The sequence below is a fragment of the Pseudomonas japonica genome, assembly GCF_900188455.1.
Taxonomy (GTDB): Bacteria; Pseudomonadota; Gammaproteobacteria; order Pseudomonadales; family Pseudomonadaceae; genus Aquipseudomonas; species Aquipseudomonas japonica.
Genome location: NZ_FZOL01000025.1, coordinates 12,117 through 28,435 on the forward strand (window position 1 = coordinate 12,117; position 16,319 = coordinate 28,435).

General features: G+C 62.0%; 14 protein-coding genes and 1 tRNA gene. 4 read left to right on the plus strand and 11 right to left on the minus strand.

Annotated features, from left to right (window positions below):
• Positions 1–30: 30 nt before the first annotated feature.
• Entirely contained in the window at positions 31–897 is an 867-nt protein-coding gene (locus tag CHB99_RS24415) for a hypothetical protein (protein ID WP_089266667.1), read from the minus strand.
• A gap of 87 nt (positions 898–984) precedes the next feature.
• Between CHB99_RS24415 and CHB99_RS24420 the strand changes: the two genes are divergently transcribed.
• Complete coding sequence (locus CHB99_RS24420; RefSeq protein ID WP_042125903.1) at positions 985–2,073, plus strand: helix-turn-helix transcriptional regulator; 1,089 nt, start codon at positions 985–987, stop codon at positions 2,071–2,073.
• Positions 2,074–2,321: 248 nt separating this feature from the next.
• Here CHB99_RS24420 and CHB99_RS24425 read toward each other — a convergent pair whose 3' ends face one another.
• From CHB99_RS24425 to CHB99_RS24465, 9 genes are all read right to left on the minus strand, one after another.
• Positions 2,322–3,614 (minus strand): homoserine dehydrogenase, encoded by a 1,293-nt coding sequence (locus tag CHB99_RS24425; RefSeq protein ID WP_042125905.1) that lies wholly within the window; start codon positions 3,612–3,614, stop codon positions 2,322–2,324.
• Between the two features lie 694 nt (positions 3,615–4,308).
• On the minus strand, positions 4,309–5,817 hold the full coding sequence (locus CHB99_RS29650) for a BON domain-containing protein (RefSeq protein WP_167335869.1): 1,509 nt from the start codon (positions 5,815–5,817) through the stop codon (positions 4,309–4,311).
• 293 nt (positions 5,818–6,110) lie between these two features.
• A tRNA-Gly gene (locus CHB99_RS24435) sits at positions 6,111–6,186 on the minus strand.
• Positions 6,187–6,252: 66 nt separating this feature from the next.
• Complete coding sequence (pgsA, locus tag CHB99_RS24440; RefSeq protein WP_042125909.1) at positions 6,253–6,813, minus strand: CDP-diacylglycerol--glycerol-3-phosphate 3-phosphatidyltransferase; 561 nt, start codon at positions 6,811–6,813, stop codon at positions 6,253–6,255.
• Between the two features lie 33 nt (positions 6,814–6,846).
• Positions 6,847–8,670 (minus strand): excinuclease ABC subunit UvrC, encoded by a 1,824-nt coding sequence (uvrC, locus tag CHB99_RS24445; protein WP_042125911.1) that lies wholly within the window; start codon positions 8,668–8,670, stop codon positions 6,847–6,849.
• Between the two features lie 2 nt (positions 8,671–8,672).
• On the minus strand, positions 8,673–9,314 hold the full coding sequence (gacA, locus tag CHB99_RS24450; RefSeq protein ID WP_042125913.1) for a response regulator transcription factor GacA: 642 nt from the start codon (positions 9,312–9,314) through the stop codon (positions 8,673–8,675).
• Between the two features lie 134 nt (positions 9,315–9,448).
• Positions 9,449–9,802: a helix-turn-helix domain-containing protein gene (locus CHB99_RS24455; RefSeq protein WP_042125915.1), complete on the minus strand. Its 354-nt coding sequence runs from the start codon at positions 9,800–9,802 to the stop codon at positions 9,449–9,451.
• Between the two features lie 135 nt (positions 9,803–9,937).
• Positions 9,938–10,369 carry a GNAT family N-acetyltransferase gene (locus CHB99_RS24460; protein ID WP_042125917.1) on the minus strand — a complete coding sequence of 144 codons (432 nt, stop codon included), beginning with the start codon at positions 10,367–10,369 and terminating at the stop codon, positions 9,938–9,940.
• Positions 10,366–10,767: a DUF488 domain-containing protein gene (locus tag CHB99_RS24465; protein WP_042125919.1), complete on the minus strand. Its 402-nt coding sequence runs from the start codon at positions 10,765–10,767 to the stop codon at positions 10,366–10,368. The genes CHB99_RS24460 and CHB99_RS24465 overlap by 4 nt, the downstream gene beginning before the upstream one ends.
• Positions 10,768–11,040: 273 nt before the next feature.
• On the opposite strand from CHB99_RS24465, the gene CHB99_RS24470 reads away from it, so the two are divergent.
• Positions 11,041–12,516 carry an inorganic phosphate transporter gene (locus CHB99_RS24470; protein ID WP_377698366.1) on the plus strand — a complete coding sequence of 492 codons (1,476 nt, stop codon included), beginning with the start codon at positions 11,041–11,043 and terminating at the stop codon, positions 12,514–12,516.
• On the opposite strand, the gene CHB99_RS24475 is transcribed toward CHB99_RS24470, so the two are convergent.
• Complete coding sequence (locus tag CHB99_RS24475; RefSeq protein ID WP_042125922.1) at positions 12,513–13,583, minus strand: sigma-54 interaction domain-containing protein; 1,071 nt, start codon at positions 13,581–13,583, stop codon at positions 12,513–12,515. The two genes, CHB99_RS24470 and CHB99_RS24475, sit on opposite strands and share 4 nt — an antisense overlap.
• A 277-nt stretch (positions 13,584–13,860) precedes the next feature.
• Between CHB99_RS24475 and CHB99_RS24480 the strand changes: the two genes are divergently transcribed.
• Complete coding sequence (locus CHB99_RS24480; protein ID WP_042125924.1) at positions 13,861–15,084, plus strand: lipase family protein; 1,224 nt, start codon at positions 13,861–13,863, stop codon at positions 15,082–15,084.
• A 12-nt stretch (positions 15,085–15,096) separates the two neighbouring features.
• Positions 15,097–16,251, plus strand: a complete 1,155-nt coding sequence (locus CHB99_RS24485; protein ID WP_042125926.1) for an LLM class flavin-dependent oxidoreductase — start codon at positions 15,097–15,099, stop codon at positions 16,249–16,251.
• The last annotated feature ends 68 nt before the right edge of the window (positions 16,252–16,319 follow it).

The window sequence follows — 16,319 nt, forward strand, 5'->3', positions numbered from 1 at the left end:
GAACAGCTCGGTTGCATGCCTGAATCTCGTTCACGCGAGATCGTACCCGATCATGAAAAGTGCCATCTCCAGCCGGCGCAGCGCATTGGCACCGCCGCCGTGGAACGGGCTGTTCGCGGCTTCGGGATGCGCCAATGCCTGGCTCAGGATCCAGCTCGCGCGCATGTTCCACAGCGCGTGATGGCGTCCGCGGCGCAAGCCGGGAAACTTGAATGCCTTGCTGCCTGGATTGCGGCGCTTGGGTACGCTGGTGTTCGCCCCCTCCTTCGCCGGCGCCCAGGGAAAACGCAGACCCTCCGGGAGAGCGCCGAGGCCCGTTTCCTCGCAATAGCTGACGACCAGCATGCCCAGGGCCGCGGCCACGCGGCTGTCATAGATGATGAAGTCCTGGCAGATCAGCGAATACACCTTGGTCATGCCCGCGTTGAAGCGCAGATCCTTTGCGAAGCGAGGGTTGTCGAGATCGCCCGTTCGCAGCACCTGGGCAACCTGCTCGACCATCCCGGCCAAGCCTTTCTGGTTGTCCTCCAGCCACTGATGGTTGCGCGCCGCCACACCGCCCCAGGACATCGTGGCCTTGGTTCCCTGGAGCATCGTGGCATCGCAGCGGGCCGCCCCGAGATCGACGCTCAGCGCACTCAGTGCCTGGGTGTTGCTGGTGGCGCAACTGCCGGCGCTGACCTGAAGGTGCGGGATACCCGGGTGCTGCCATTCGTATTGGGTGAAGGCATCGTAGAGGTCGGTGAATTGCCAGTGCTTGCCCGTCTGGCGGTTGCGGTACTCATGCTGGAGCGGCTGATTCGAACCGAGGTGCTGGGCGAGCCATTCGACGAAGGCTTGCACCTGCGCACATTGCTTGTAGGCAGGATGGATACGACGGGTTGCGTTGGCGCTCATGGGCACTCCTGGGAAAAATCCGGGTTCGTTGCTGGCAAAGCGATACTGCAGGACAATAGGGACAGTTTTTGTCCCTGAGTGCGCCCCGTGAGTGAAAAAACATCGAAGGACGACCGTCGCAGAACCCTGACCAGGATTCTGCACCGCGCCGGAACCGCGCTGACGACAGAGGCACTGCATGACCTGCTGCGTGAATGGACCGGCCAGAGCCCCCATATCAAGACCACACTGCGCGACCTCAAGGCCCTGGTCCTGGAGCGCCAGGTCATGGGTGAAAAACCGCAAGGCCAGAAGTCGCATCGGTGGAAGTTGCACAAGCAGGTCAGACTCGACCTGGTGCTGACACCCACCGAGTCGATGACCCTGCTCGCGGTCCTGCAGCATTCCGAACGCTTCGGCTTCAAGCTGGTGACGGAGCAACTGGTCGAGCTGCGTGACTATGCGCAGGGCGTGATCACCCGGAACGCCCAGCAGGACCTGGTGGCGCAAGGCCGGATCACCTCCGGCACCCGCTTCATGACCCTCCTCCCTGGCTGCTACGACCCCGCCCACCTGGAGATCATCCAGACCGCGATGCTCAAAGGCGAAAGCCTGAAAGTGGCGTACAGGCCGCGCGATGCCGCGGACGCTGAATGCACCTATGTGTTGAAACCCCTCGCGCTGTCGTTCCAGGACTCGAACATCTACCTCTCCGCCTACATCCACTCGGAGCAATGGTCGAACGGCGCGCCACCCGAGCCCGGCACCGCACGGGGCAAGTACAGCAGCAATGGCCCCGGCACGACCTGCGTGCTGATGCTCCATCGCGTGCTCAGCGTGCGCACGGACTTCCTCGACATACCCGAGCCGGACAACTACCGCGTCGAGTCATTCGAAGTGCAGAAAGACCTCATGACCCTCCACGGCAAAGAGGCGATCAAGCTGACCCTGCGACTGGAGCCGAACCTGTTGAACCGGCTCACGGAAAATCGCCTGAGCGAAACACAGCACATCGAGCCCACCGAAAGCGGCGCGATCCTGAGCTGCTCGGTGCAGGACACCCAGGGGCTGCGCCTGTTTCTGCTGAGCAATGCCGACGAGATCGAAGTCCTGGCGCCGGGCTATCTGCGCGAGCATATCCGTGGAAGGCTGAAGAAGGCTCTGGGTATGTACGAGAAAGGCAACGCGAGCGCCTAGAGCCACCCTTGATGTCGGCCTGTCTGCGGAGCGAGCGCGGGGAAAGCATCCCCTCTGTTAGCCAGGCATTTGCCAGGATGGGGGGTTACACACTATGCGACGAATTGCGACTTCGGCAGACCACAGAGGTCACTGAAATCTCTGCGAGCAGACTCCACGACAATGGGGGTACCGCAAGCGTAGATGTGACAATTGCGCATATCCGGAAAGTCAGCCATGTCCGCTTGATGCACGTTTCCTCGCCGAAGTTACTCGTCCAGCGCCGGATAGATGACGATCCCATGCCCTGAAGCGGCAGAAGCCTGCAGCGCAGGCATTACCTTCTGGACCTGACCCGTCGAGATGCCATGGGTAGTGATGATGATGTCAGCCAGATCGCCCTCGCCTTCGTCCTGGAAAATGGTGCTGACCGATACGTTGGCGCGGGCAAATATCGAACTGACTTCGGCCAGCACACCCACCTTGTCCTCGACCCTCATCCGAAAGTAGAAGCGGCTCTGCCTGGCGTCGGCGGCAAGATAAGGCCTGGTCTTGATCGCACTCCGCTTGAAGCCCATGTTGGGCAGGCCCACGTAGCAGCCTCCCCGCGAGCCTTGCGCAAGATCGATCAAGTCGGCGAGTACCGCACTCGCGGTCTGCACGCCGCCGGCACCGGAACCATAAAGGAAGGCTGAACCGAACAGGTCACCGGTCAGTGCGATACCGTTCATGGATCCGTTGACATGTGCCAGCATGGACGCATTCGGCACCAGCGCCGGGGCCACCGACACCCACACTTCATCGCCTTGCAGTTGGGTCTGGGCAATGAGTTTGAGTTGATAACCGAGCCGGGCCGCCGCCGCTATATCGACCGCTTCAACCTCGGTGACGCCTTTGAAATCCACAGCCGAGAAATCGACTGGCACACCAAAAGCCAGCGAACTGAGCAGCGTGATCTTGTGCGCTGCGTCTTCGCCATTCACATCGAGGGTCGGATCCGCTTCGGCGTAGCCTTTCTGCTGGGCCTGGGCCAGGGCCTCGTCGAACGACGCGCCATGCTGGCTCATTTGCGACAGGATGTAGTTCGACGTGCCGTTGAGGATGCCGATGAGCGAGGTGACCCGGCTGGCGGCCACCGACTCCTTCAGCGTTTTGATGATCGGGATGGACACCGCCACCGCGCCCTCGAACAACACGCACACCCCCATTTGATCGGCGAGTTCAAAGATCGCTTCACCATGATGAGCCAGCAGCGCCTTGTTGGCCGTGATGATGTGCTTTTTGTTGGCAATCGCACGCATCACCAGGTCTCTGGCGATGTCCGTGCCGCCAATCAGTTCTATCACGACATCGATAGTGGGATCATCGACCACCGCCCAGCAGTCAGTAACGATCTCACAGCCTTCGGGCACCTGCCCCTCGGCACGTGCCGCGGTACGGGTGGCGACCTTGACGATCTGCATTTGCACGTCGGTCTTGGACGCAATCAGATCCCGATTCGACATGAACTTCTGTACTGTCGCCGAAGCGACGTTGCCGAATCCCAATACACCTATTTTCATGTCTGGCTCACTCTGTCCGAAAACTTTTTTGTTCAGCTACTCAAACACAACACTCGGGTCTTATTGAGCTATGGGTTCATTGCGCGGCGTTGAGACGCTAATGGCTGAGCAAGTTACAAACAAAGCAAGCCCGTGCCCGCTACATTACGCCCATGCTCACAATTATAATAAAATCCACCATCCGGAATTTGCGACAAGCAAAACCCGGATGCACGCCCCTATCAATCGCACACAGGCAACAAAACAAAAGTTTGCGAGCGAATAGATCAAGGGAGGTGACGCACCAACAAATGGCACTATTGCAGTGCACTGAACCATTCTGATGCTAGTTGCTTCATTTGCTATCCTTAGCAGCTTGATCAATTTCTCGAAACTTATCAGTTGACATGAATAGAGTCAAACTCACATGACAACTTCACAAATGACGACACCCACTCAGTTACTTAACCACCCATATACACACTTGATGACGAACGCGCCAAGGGAAACCCAGAAACTTTAGCTGAGCCAAATAGAGTGGGCGCCGGACTGTCACGCAGAAAAATTGATTTCATATTTAAAATCATGTGGTTACATTTTTCTGAGCGGCAGGGAATGCCTGCCGCCCTCTCACACCACCGGCATGAGGCTCCCTCGCCGTCGTCCTGGAAAATGGCGCTAGCCGACCTGCAAGCGCTTCAACACGGAGTGACGATCAACGGCTATCCGATTGAAGTCCGGACTCATAGCAGACTGTCTTCAGCGTTCTGCCATCCCAACCCAGAACGTCCGTATAGCCGGATGAGCAAGCCCAGGTCACTGAACTTCCCGAAATGGGCAGAGCCCGCCCCGGATCCACGTAGTAGTGCAAAGGTTCGGAAACAGAATTGCTGTACGACGGATTAACCAGACTGGAGCACAAAGGAGAAACAGCGTTCGCTGAGCGTTGTCCCTGACCTGAACTGCACATGAATACGCTGATTGTCTGGGAGCATCCATTGACACGTACTGCTTGGCCATCGCTACCGGATTGAACCCTTATGCATTGGTTCATATCGGGAATCACACAGCCACGAAGACTGCCCGATGGTGAGTATCGGCAATTCTCTTTCTTTGCGTCTGTGGAGACCAGGCCTCGCCCATAGGATGCCGTCTGGCCGGAATTGAGAGAGTGAATAGCCCGGTTGGCAACGGCTTCATCACCGGCTACCGCACCGCCAATACCTTCGAGGAGAACACCTTTGCCATACTGCGTGCCGCCCATCGATTGCATTGCCTGTCCAGCCCCTTGCAGCAAGCCTCCGATGATGTCGCCAAACCCGGATGTCTCGTCACTAGTGTCTGGATCGGGCGCCGTGGTTGCATTGACGGTTCGACGCTCGCCAAAACGACGAACCTCTCCCGTTCTTAAATTCGTCGCGGTGGTCCAGCTTTTCATTTCTCCTTCATCAAAAGTGCCGACCACTTCCGCACTCAATTCAGGGCTTTCGATTATCGCGGTACCCGCTCCCTGAGGCTGAAAGTTGAAAATCGGGCCATTATATACAAATGACTCCCCACCTTTTCTGAACTCAAGAACCCCTCTTACCAGAGAGCCGTGTTCAAACACGCCCTTGCCTTTGGCACTGTCACGCCCATTTGTAATCTCAAGCACCCCTTGCCCTTCAGCAATACCGTTGACGCAACGCCCCTCCCAGGAAACTGTTTCACGCGCGCCTATCGCACGATCCATAATGTAAACCTGACAGCCTTTCGAACTTATCAACCCAGGCACGTCTTTCCAATATACAAAAAGCTTGATTATTTTCTTGAGTTCCGGATGCGAAGAGGACCACGCGACAATGGACTTTACAACTTTATCTCCTTCCGCCTCGGTGACAGGCCCCATCAGGTACAGCACCCCTTCGATAACGTAGGCGGCAACACGCTGGGGGCCGGCGATGCCGGAATTTTCCACAACAAGGTCGAACGCCGTCGCCATGTTCAAATCGTGCTGGCGATCGCCGCGAGGCCCTTGTTTGAGTTCATTATGAACCCGTAGTACACCGGGAACGGCAGAAATAGCACTGACTACCGTGTTCTCCACATCAGTCGATTGCGTCATTCCAGCAAGCAATACTTCGCCACGATGAATGCCTATATCAAAGCTCGACCCCGTGAGTGGCAGTTTTTCGACTACCGCACGCACCTTGTTCTCGAGTGCCTTGTCCTTATTGCTTTTCATGTAACTCGCGGAAGCATTCCCAGCAGAGAGCATGGCTACAAACAGCATAATAAAGCCAAAATACCGATACATATCTTTCCTCTCGCAAGAATCACGTCGGGCAACAATAACGAGGCAGCGCCATAGGTTGCACAGTAGTCGCGCTTTTCAGCATCGTCTAGCTGAGCGGCGGCGCTGCTGCCATTGGCGCTTCGAGGGAGGACGGAGGATTTTTCGCCACAACGAAAAAAGGCCCCGAAGGGCCTTTTTTCTTTTCGATCCAGAGCAATTTTAGTGATCTGGATCGCCATATTTGGAGCGGGAAACGAGACTCGAACTCGCGACCCCGACCTTGGCAAGGTCGTGCTCTACCAACTGAGCTATTCCCGCGTCGTCTTGATGGTGGCCATTGTATAGAGTTGAAATAATTCGTCAACCCCTTGATTCAAAAAACTTTTATTTCTGCTCCGAGCCTTCGCGCAGGTGCGGCCAGGCGGCGCGCAGGTACTGCACCATGGACCACAGGGTCAGGCCCGCGGAAATCATCAGCAAGGCATAACCCAGTATTACCCAGGTGCTCAGGGTCGCCGGGTTGGCCAGCAGGATCACCAGCGCCAGCATCTGCGCCGCGGTCTTCCATTTGCCTAGGTTCGATACCGCCACATGCGCCCGCGCGCCTAGTTCGGCCATCCATTCGCGCAATGCCGAAACCACGATCTCGCGGCCGATGATCACCGCCGCCGGCAAGGTCAGCCAGAAGTTGGCGTGGACCTGCACCAGCAGGACCAGGGCCACCGCGACCATCAGCTTGTCCGCCACCGGATCGAGGAAGGCACCGAACGGCGTGCTCTGCTGCAGGCGACGCGCCAGGTAGCCGTCGAGCCAGTCAGTGGCGGCGGCGATGGCGAAGACGCTGCTGGCGGCCAGGTAACTCCAGTGATACGGCACGTAGAACAGCAGAATGAAGATCGGGATGAGCAGTACACGAAGAACGGTAAGAAGATTCGGGATATTCATCGGGACAACTGGCTGCGAGGTGAGCGGGGCATTCTACTCGCTATGCAGGCTGTCATAAATCGACTCGGCGAGCTTTTTGCTGATTCCTGGTGCTTTGGCGATTTCTTCCGCACTGGCGCGGGATAATTCCTGCAAACCACCGAAATGTTTCAGCAGGTCGCGACGGCGCTTCGGCCCGACCCCGGCCACCTCCTCCAGGCTCGAAGTGCGCCGCGCCTTGCCGCGCCGCGCACGGTGGCCGGTGATGGCGAAACGGTGCGCCTCGTCGCGGATCTGCTGGATCAGGTGCAGCGCCGGGGAGTCGCCCTTGAGGGTGAACTCGTTGTGCACGTCGTTCAGGTAGAGGGTTTCGAAACCGGCCTTGCGGGTCACGCCCTTGGCCACGCCGAGCAGGGTCAGGTCCGGGACCTGCAAGGCCTGCATCACTTCCCGGGCCATGTTCAACTGGCCCTTGCCGCCGTCCACCAGCAGCACGTCCGGCAGCTTGCCCTCGCCGTCCTTGATCCGCCCGTAGCGACGGGTCAGGGCCTGCTGCATGGCGGCATAGTCGTCGCCGGCGGTGACGCCTTCGATATTGAAGCGGCGATAGTCGGATTTCAGCGGGCCTTCCGGGCCGAACACCACGCAGGACGCCACGGTGGCCTCGCCACTGGAATGGCTGATGTCGTAGCACTCCAGGCGCTGCGGCACTTCCGGCAGGCCGAGCACTTCGGCCAGGGCCTCGAAGCGCTGGGCCATGTGCTGGCGGTTGGCGAGCCGGGCCATCAGGGCCTGCTCGGCATTGGTCACCGCGAGCTGCTGCCAGCGCGCACGGGTACCGCGGACCCGGTGACTGATGCTGAGTTCACGGCCGCGCAGGGTCCCCACCGCGTCACGCAGGGCGTCGAAGTCCTCGTGCACGACGTTGACGATCAACTCCGCCGGCAGTTCGCGCTCGGCGTTGCCCAGGTAGTACTGGGCGAGGAACGCCGACATGACCTCGGCCACCTCCTCCTCGATACCCACCTGGGGAAAGAAGTTCTTGCTGCCCAGCACCCGCCCGCCCCGCACGCTGATCAGGTGCACGCAGGCGCCGCCCGGGTTGACGAACGCCGCGACCACATCGACGTCGCCGCTGCCGCCTTCCATGCTCTGCTGGTCCTGGACCCGGCGCAGCAGGGCGATCTGGTCGCGCAGTTCGGCGGCCTTCTCGAACTCCAGGGCCATGGCGGCCTTTTCCATATCGGCATTCAGTTCGTTGGTCAGCTGATGGCTGCGGCCTTCGAGGAACATCACCGAATGGCGCACGTCGTCGGCGTACTCGGCCGGCTCCACCAGGCCGACGCACGGGCCCTTGCAGCGCTTGATCTGGTATTGCAGGCAGGGCCGCGTGCGGTTGGCGTAATAGCTGTCTTCGCACTGGCGGACATGGAAGGCCTTCTGCAGCAGGCTCAGGCTTTCGCGAATCGCCCCGGCGCTGGGGTATGGACCGAAATACCTGCCCTTCTGTTTCTTGGCACCACGGTGGATGCCCAGCCGCGGGAATTCACCGTCGGACAGAAACACGTAGGGGTAGGACTTATCGTCACGCAGCAGGATGTTGTAGGGCGGCCGCCATTCCTTGATCAGCGTCTGCTCCAGCAGCAACGCCTCGGTTTCGCTGGCGACGATGGTGGTCTCGACCTGGGCGATGTGCCCGACCAGCGCGGCGGTCTTGGGCGCCAGGCCGGTCTTGCGGAAGTAGCTGGCCAGGCGCTTCTTGAGGTTCTTGGCCTTGCCTACATAGAGCAGGCGACCGCCAGCGTCGAACATCCGGTAGACACCCGGACGGCCGCTGCAGGTCGCCAGAAAGGCACTTGAATCAAACGCGGGGGTCATGTTCAGAGGTTGGCGTCGACCATGCCATGGCGAACCGCCAGCAGGGTGAGTTCCACATCGCTGGTGACCGAGAGTTTTTCGAAGATGCGGTAACGGTACGTGTTTACCGTTTTCGGCGACAAGCACAGCTTGTCGGAAATGATCTGCACCTTCTGACAGCCGACGATCATCAGGGCGATCTGGATTTCCCGCTCCGACAGGCTGTCGAACGGCGAGGCATTCTTCGGCTCGAAGGATTTCAGCGCCAGTTGCTGGGCGATCTGCGGGCTGATGTAGCGCTGGCCGGCGAAGACCAGACGAATGGCCTGGACCATCTCGTCGAGGCCCGCGCCCTTGGTCAGGTAACCGGCGGCGCCAGCCTGGAGCAGGCGCGTGGGAAACGGATCCTCCTCACAGACGGTGACCGCCACCACTTTGATGTCGGGGTGACTGCGCAACAGCTTGCGGGTGGCTTCCAGGCCGCCGATACCGGGCATTTTCACGTCCATCAGGACCACGTCGGGCTTGAGCTCGCGGGTCACCTTCAGTGCCGCCTCACCGGAGTCGGCCTCGCCCACCACCTGCAGACCGTCGATGTCGGCCAGCATGCGGGTTATACCGGTACGTACCAGATCGTGATCGTCGACCACCAGAACCCTGATCAAGCAGACACCTCGCCTTACGGTCTGAATTGGATCCGGCCACCTTATCAAAAAATTGCGTGGTGAACCTAGCAGAATGCGTCATCGGTATGACGTCAGATTTCATTTTTTCGACAATTCTATTTCGCCTTGTCGGATCAACCCGATGCCACTTTCCCTACAGGCCCGGTAGCAACGCCCGCCAGGCTCTCCAGGAGATGTCTTACAGCCTGCTGGTCGGCAGGCTGCAGTCGCCGATAGCAGTCCAGCAAATGATTCTCGCCCGGGCGCAGGTCGTCGAGCATCGCCGGGGTCGGCACCCCGCTCAGCACATACAGTGCATCGACACCACTGGCGGCGACTGCCGCGAGGTAGTCGGCCCGCGGCGTGCGCTCCCCGCTTTCGTACTTGCCCTGAGCGTTGGGCTCGACCCCGCCAATGTCGCCAAAGGCCCGCTGAGTCAGGCCAAGGCGTTCGCGTTCTTCCCTGAGACGTAGTCCGATACCCTTCATTTGAATACATATTCCTTTGCAAAATACCCACTAGGGGGTAGGAAAACCCGGCACATCCACTGCGCCGTCAACAACCCCGAACTATGCCTGCGATGCGAATTGCAGCACAAGACGCCCTATGCCTTTCGCAGGCGCTCAGCGCACGGATCGCTGCATGCGGATGAAGCATTCCTCCTCGCCCTCTTCGTGAAATCCTTCACGCTGATAAAGCTGACGGGCCGGATTGCTTTTGAAAACCATCAGACGCAGCCATGACAGGCGTCGCTGCGCCGCCCAGGTGTTCATTTCACGCAACACCCAGGTGCCGATCCCCTGTCCGCGGGCACCCTCGGTTATATGCAGTTCGCGGATATACAACGCACGACTGTCCTGGCTCAGGCTGCAAAAACCCACGCAGCGCTCGTCGTCCATGACCAGCCATTGCTCGCGCCAACCCCAGGCCTGATCGAAGGCTTCGTCCAGCCACAGCAGGTCGAACTGGCAGTAGTAACGCAGCATGCAGCGGCGGGTCAGGTCGCGGGCGAAGGGCAGATCCCGGTCGCTGGCGGCGACGAGTCGCGGCTTCACGGCTTCACCTGATCGGCGTAGCACACTGGCGAGCTGCCCGGCCCCTGGCGTTCCAGTTCGTCCTCGAGCCACTCGGCCAGGACGGTGGCGTTGTTCTGATCGGTATTCCTGCCGGCATACACCAGGGTCAGGTTGCCCTGGCGCGCCAGATCCAGCAGCGACCACCAATGCTCGGGATGAGCGCCCAGCTGTTGCCGGTAGCGTTGGGCGAAGGCGGAAAAATCCACGTCGCCCGCGTGAAACGCCTTGCGCAGTTCGGTGGATGGCGCCACCTCGGGCAGCCATTGCAGCAGCGCCAGCTGGTCCTTGCGCCGGTTGCGTGGCCACAACCGATCGACCAGCACACGCTGGCCATCTTCCTCCGCCGGCGCCTCGTAGGCCCGCTTGCAACGAATCATTTCAGCCCCTCCCCACGCACGATGGATCGAGCTTACCACCCGGATTCATTGACTGGCGTCATGGTCGAGCCTGCCTACACTAGTACGCTGCCCTGGTACAGGCAGGAGCCTGAAATGTCACACCCGGACCCGTTCATGACTACCCAGACCAGCGCCCGCCCTCCCGCGGACGCGCTTGCAACCCCCTCCTCCGGCCCGCGCGCGAGCCGGACTCCCACCGTGCTGTTCTGCGCCCTGTTGATCGGCGCGCTGCTCTACACCGCCTGGAGCCTGATGCGCGACATCAATGCCAGCGGCACGCCGATCACCACCTGGACGCCCTTCCTGCTGCTCGGCCTGGCCCTGCTGATCGCCCTCGGCTTCGAGTTCGTCAACGGCTTCCACGACACCGCCAACGCCGTGGCCACGGTGATCTATACCCACTCGCTGCCGGCGCGCTTCGCGGTGGTCTGGTCGGGGCTGTGGAATTTTCTCGGCGTGCTGTTTTCCAGCGGTGCGGTGGCCTTCGGCATCATCGCCCTGCTGCCGGTGGAACTGATCCTCCAGGTCGGCTCGTCCGCCGGTTTCGCCATGGTCTTCGCCCTGCTGCTGGCTGCCATCCTGTGGAACCTCGGTACCTGGTGGCTGGGCCTGCCGGCGTCGTCCTCGCATACGCTGATCGGCTCGATCATCGGCGTCGGCGTGGCCAATGCCCTGATGCACGGGCGCGACGGCACCTCCGGTGTGGACTGGGCCCAGGCCAGCAAGGTCGGCTATGCCCTGCTGTTCTCGCCGCTGCTCGGTTTCGCCTGCGCCGCGCTGCTGCTGCTCGGCTTGCGCAAGCTGGTGAAGAACCGCGCGCTGTACCAGGCACCCGAGGGCAACAAACCGCCACCGCTGTGGATCCGCGGCCTGCTGATCGTCACCTGCACCGGGGTGTCGTTCGCCCACGGCTCCAACGACGGCCAGAAAGGCATGGGCCTGATCATGCTGATCCTGGTCGGCACCCTGCCCATGGCCTACGCGCTCAATCGGACCATGCCGGCCGACCACACCCAGCAGTTCGCCGTGATTGCCGAGGACACCCGCACGGCCCTGTCGGCCTACGCCACCCAGCCGCTATTGGGTGCCGAGCCGCGCGAGGTGCTGACCGACTTCATCCGCGCCCCCGAAGCCGATCCGCTGTTGCTCCCGGCGCTGACCGAGCTGGTCGGCAACATCGGCCAGCAGGTGGGCAGCTACAGCTCGCTGGCGGCGATCCCCGCCGAAGCGGTGGGCAACGTGCGCAACGACATGTACCTGACCAGCGAAGCGATCCGCCTGCTGGACAAGCACCAACTGCTCGACGTCGATGCCGACACGCGACGGACGCTGCAACTGTTCAAGCAGGAGATCGACAACGCCACACGCTTCATTCCGGTCTGGGTCAAGGTCGCGGTGGCCCTGGCGCTGGGCCTGGGCACCATGGTCGGCTGGAAGCGCATCGTCGTCACCGTCGGCGAGAAGATCGGCAAGACCCACCTGACCTACGCCCAGGGCGCCTCCGCCGAACTGGTGGCGATGTGCACCATCGGCGCGGCGGATCATTTCGGCCTGCCGGTCTCCACCACCCACGTGCTGTCCTCGGGCGTGGCCGGGACCATGGTCGCCAACGGCTCCGGCCTGCAGGGCCGGACCATCCGCAACCTGGCGCTGGCCTGGGTGCTGACCCTGCCGATGTCGATCCTGCTCGCGGGCGGGTTGTACTGGTTCCTCACCCTGTTCATCTAGGCGCTGTTGCTGCTGCGCAACTCACCGATTTTCTCCAGCCGGGCGCGCACGATGTTGCGGCTGATGTTCAGCAGGCGCCCGGTCTGCAGCTGGTTGCCGTGGCAGAAGCGATAGGCGGTGCGGAACACGGTTTCCTCGATGTGTTCGTAGAGGTCGGGAATGTTCTGCTCGAACAGCGCGGTCAGCGCCGCCTCCAGGTCCGGCGGCGCGGCCGGCAGGCGCTGCGGGGCGAAGACCGGCTCGTCCTGGCGCACACCCATCGGGCGCATGTCCACCAGGTGCAGGTCGCCGGGTTGCACCCGTTGCTGACGGCACACCAGCAGCGCGTGGTGGATGGCGTTTTCCAGTTCGCGGATATTCCCCGGCCAGCTATGCGCCAGCAGCTTGCGTTCGCTTTCCGGGCTCAGGCTGGCGCGGTTGTAGCCGAGGCGCTGGCAGTGCTCTTCGAGGAAGAACTCGGCCAACGGCAGGATGTCTCCCGGCCGCTCGCGCAGCGGCGGCAGGCGGATGGTCGCCACATGCAGGCGATAGAACAGGTCCTCGCGGAAGTTCCCAGCGACCACGGCGTCGGCCAGGTTGACGTTGGTTGCCGCCACCAGGCGCACGTTGATCGGGATCGGCGTGCGCGAACCGAGGCGCACGACCTCGCGTTCCTGCAGCACCCGCAGCAGCTTGACCTGCATGTTCAGCGGCAGGTCGCCGATCTCGTCGAGGAACAGCGTGCCGCCGTTGGCCGCCTCGAACCAGCCGGCCTTGGCGTTGGTGGCGCCGGTGAAGGCGCCCTTCTCGTGACCGAACAGTTCGCTCTCCACCAGGGTCTCGGCGAAGGCGCCGCAGTTCACCGCGACGAACGGCTCGCGGCCACGCCGGCTGAGCTGATGGATATGCCGCGCCACCAGCTCCTTGCCGGTGCCGGTCTCGCCGATGATCAGCGTATTGGCTTCGCTGGGCGCCAGGCGCTCGATGCGGCTGAGCAGTTCCTGGGAGCGCGGGTCCTTGAACACCAGGACAGTGGCGCGAACCGATTTGGTCAATTCACGAGCGTGGGGATGGGTAATCAGCGACATGAGGGCATTCCTGGCATTGGTGGCGCGCCTTCATAGTGCACGAAACAAATTAGAACAAATAATTATTAATTTGCATTTGTATATTCCAAAACGATCATTGCTGCTCCAGCAGCAACCGGGCAACACCCGCTGCGTGACCATCAGCATGCGGGATGCTTGCGGGAGATCGCTGACTTTCCTGTAAGCCACGCAATGAAAGGCCTGTAGCGCTTTTCCGCACAACTGGCATGGCTTTCGCTCAGGGGCTCCTGACTGTCGTTTCGTTCAAGGACCCTTCATGAAACTGCCTCGTTCCCTCGCCGTCGGCCTGAGCCTGCTGACCCTTTCAATCTCCGCCATGGCCGGTGAAACCCACGCACCGAAGCCCGATCCGCTGCAGGGCGACGGCCGGGTCTCGGCCTTCTACACCTGGGACCAGGCAATCCCGGCCACGCCCGGCAAACTGCTGCGCAGCGAACCGCTGGAACGCACCCTGAGCCTGCCCGGCGCCGCCTCGCAGGTGCGCATCCTCTACAGCTCCACCGACGGCATCGACGGCAAGACCCCGATCGCAGTGTCCGGTGCGCTGTTCATTCCCAAGGGCAAGGCGCCGGAAGGCGGCTGGCCGGTGGTCACCTGGGGCCATGGCACCGTCGGCGTGGCGGATGTCTGCGCGCCGTCCTGGGCCGGGCGTTCCTACCGCGACGTGCAGTACCTGGCGCGCTGGCTGAACGAGGGTTACGCCATCGTCGCCACCGACTACCAGGGCCTGGGTACCCCCGGCGGCCATCCGCTGCTGAACAACCGCATGGCCGCCTACGGCATCCTCGATGCCGCGCGGGCGGTGATCGACGGCGTGCCGGGCCTGGCCAACAAGGTGCTGGTGCTCGGCCAGTCGCAAGGCGGCGCCGGCGCCTTCGCCTCGGCGGCCTACGCGCCGAGCTACGCGCCGGACCTGGGCCTGAAGGGCAGCGTCGGCACCGGGGTGATCTACACCGTGGGCAGCAAGAACGTCGGCGAACAGGACCCGGACAAGGTCGACGCGTCGCTGGCCTACGGCTTCTACACCCTGCTCGCCGCGCAGCAGTACAACCCGAAGATCGACCCGCGCGACTACTACACCGACAAGGCCCTGCCGCTGTTCGAGCAGGCCCGTACCAGTTGCCTGGCGGCGCTGACCGCCGACGTCATCGGCACCGGCCTGACCCCGGCCAACACGCGCAAGGCCAACGACGGCGAGCAGCTCAAGGCCTGGCAGGCCCAGGTCAGCTACCCGACGCTGAAACTGGCGCAGCCGATCTTCATCGGCACCGGCGCGGAAGACAAAACCCCCGCGGCCGCGACCCAGGTCGCGCTGATGCAGGACGCCTGCAAGGCCGGCTCGGTGGTCGAAGGCCACCTGTACAAGGGCCTGGGCCACAGCGAGACGGTCAACGCCTCGCTCAAGGACTCCCTGCCGTTCGCCCGCAAGGTCTTCGCCGGCCAGACCGTCGCGCCGATCTGCAACCCCACCGTGCAATAAGGACAGCGCCCCATGAGCATCGAATTCTTCACCCGCCTGCCACTGCATGGCGAAACCCAGTTCCTCCCCGGCGACCCGCGCAACCGCGGCGACTGGCATGCCGGTGGCGACAGCACCGGCGCGGTCTCGGGTTTCCGCGTCGGCGACCATTTCACCTACATCGACTACCTCGGGCAGATCGCCAGGGCCGCCGAGATCAACGGCTTCGGCGGCGTGCTGATGGTCAACGCGCCCTATGGCGAAGAACCCTGGACCGTGTGCTCGCTGCTGGCCCGGGAAACCCGCACGCTCAACTACGTGGCGGCGTTCCAGCCCTATCACTACACGCCGTGGGTGGCGGTGCAGCAGGCCGCGACCTACCAGCGCGCCACCGGCAACCGGCTGATCTGGAACATCATCAACGGTGGCTCGGACGCGGTGCAGCGTCAGGTCGGCGATTTCTTCGAGCATGACGATCGGTATGAACGGGCCACCGAGTTCATGGATGTGGTGCGCGGCTACTGGGGCTCGGAGAATTTCCATTACGACGGGCGCTTCTTCAAGGCCGAGGGCGGAGGCCTGCGCGGACCGCAGAAGAAGGCCGAGCTGCCGCTGATCTGCACCGCCGGCTCGTCGATCCCGGCGCGGGAGTTCGCCGCCAAGCATGCGGACTTCTACCTGATGCGTGCCGAGCATCCGGACAAGATCCGCGAACTGATCGCCGATATCCGCGAGCGGGCTTTGAAATACGGGCGCGGCGAGGTGATTCGCTTCGGCCTGTCCATCGACGTGATCACCCGCGAGACCGAGGAATTGGCGCTGGCCGAGGCCAAGCGCTTCTTCGACGAAGGTGTGGCGAAGAACACCATCAAGGCCGCCGCGGCCCATGCCGGGCTGCGAACCGCGCGCAAGCTGAGCTACGAGGAGGAGTACGGCGACCGCGAGGAGAGCAAGCGCTTCGATGAGTTCTTCATCTACCCGAATGTCTGGGCGGGGTTCGGCTATATCGGGATTCCGCCGGGGCTGGCGCTGGTGGGCAGCTACGAGAATGTCGTGGCAAGGATTCGCGAATACAACGACCTGGGGATCGATGTGTTCTTCCTCGCCGGGTATCCGCATCTGGAGGAGGCGTATCGGCTCGGGGAGCATATCCTTCCGCATTTTCGCGGGGAGCGCGCGCCGCTGTAGGAGCGTGGCTTGCCCGCGAAAGGACCGTGAAACGGTCCCCGATTGCGGCGAGGTCCGGGACCGCTGCG

What these genes read in the sequence shown, in the direction of transcription:
- CHB99_RS29650 (WP_167335869.1), bottom strand. Translation starts at nt 5,817, where the DNA reads ATGAAAAGCAATAAGGACAAGGCACTCGAGAACAAGGTGCGTGCGGTA.
- CHB99_RS24480 (WP_042125924.1), top strand. Translation starts at nt 13,861, where the DNA reads ATGAAACTGCCTCGTTCCCTCGCCGTCGGCCTGAGCCTGCTGACCCTT.
- CHB99_RS24485 (WP_042125926.1), top strand. Translation starts at nt 15,097, where the DNA reads ATGAGCATCGAATTCTTCACCCGCCTGCCACTGCATGGCGAAACCCAG.
- pgsA (WP_042125909.1), bottom strand. Translation starts at nt 6,813, where the DNA reads ATGAATATCCCGAATCTTCTTACCGTTCTTCGTGTACTGCTCATCCCG.
- CHB99_RS24415 (WP_089266667.1), bottom strand. Translation starts at nt 897, where the DNA reads ATGAGCGCCAACGCAACCCGTCGTATCCATCCTGCCTACAAGCAATGT.
- CHB99_RS24475 (WP_042125922.1), bottom strand. Translation starts at nt 13,583, where the DNA reads ATGTCGCTGATTACCCATCCCCACGCTCGTGAATTGACCAAATCGGTT.
- CHB99_RS24470 (WP_377698366.1), top strand. Translation starts at nt 11,041, where the DNA reads ATGCGCGACATCAATGCCAGCGGCACGCCGATCACCACCTGGACGCCC.
- CHB99_RS24425 (WP_042125905.1), bottom strand. Translation starts at nt 3,614, where the DNA reads ATGAAAATAGGTGTATTGGGATTCGGCAACGTCGCTTCGGCGACAGTA.
- CHB99_RS24455 (WP_042125915.1), bottom strand. Translation starts at nt 9,802, where the DNA reads ATGAAGGGTATCGGACTACGTCTCAGGGAAGAACGCGAACGCCTTGGC.
- CHB99_RS24465 (WP_042125919.1), bottom strand. Translation starts at nt 10,767, where the DNA reads ATGATTCGTTGCAAGCGGGCCTACGAGGCGCCGGCGGAGGAAGATGGC.
- uvrC (WP_042125911.1), bottom strand. Translation starts at nt 8,670, where the DNA reads ATGACCCCCGCGTTTGATTCAAGTGCCTTTCTGGCGACCTGCAGCGGC.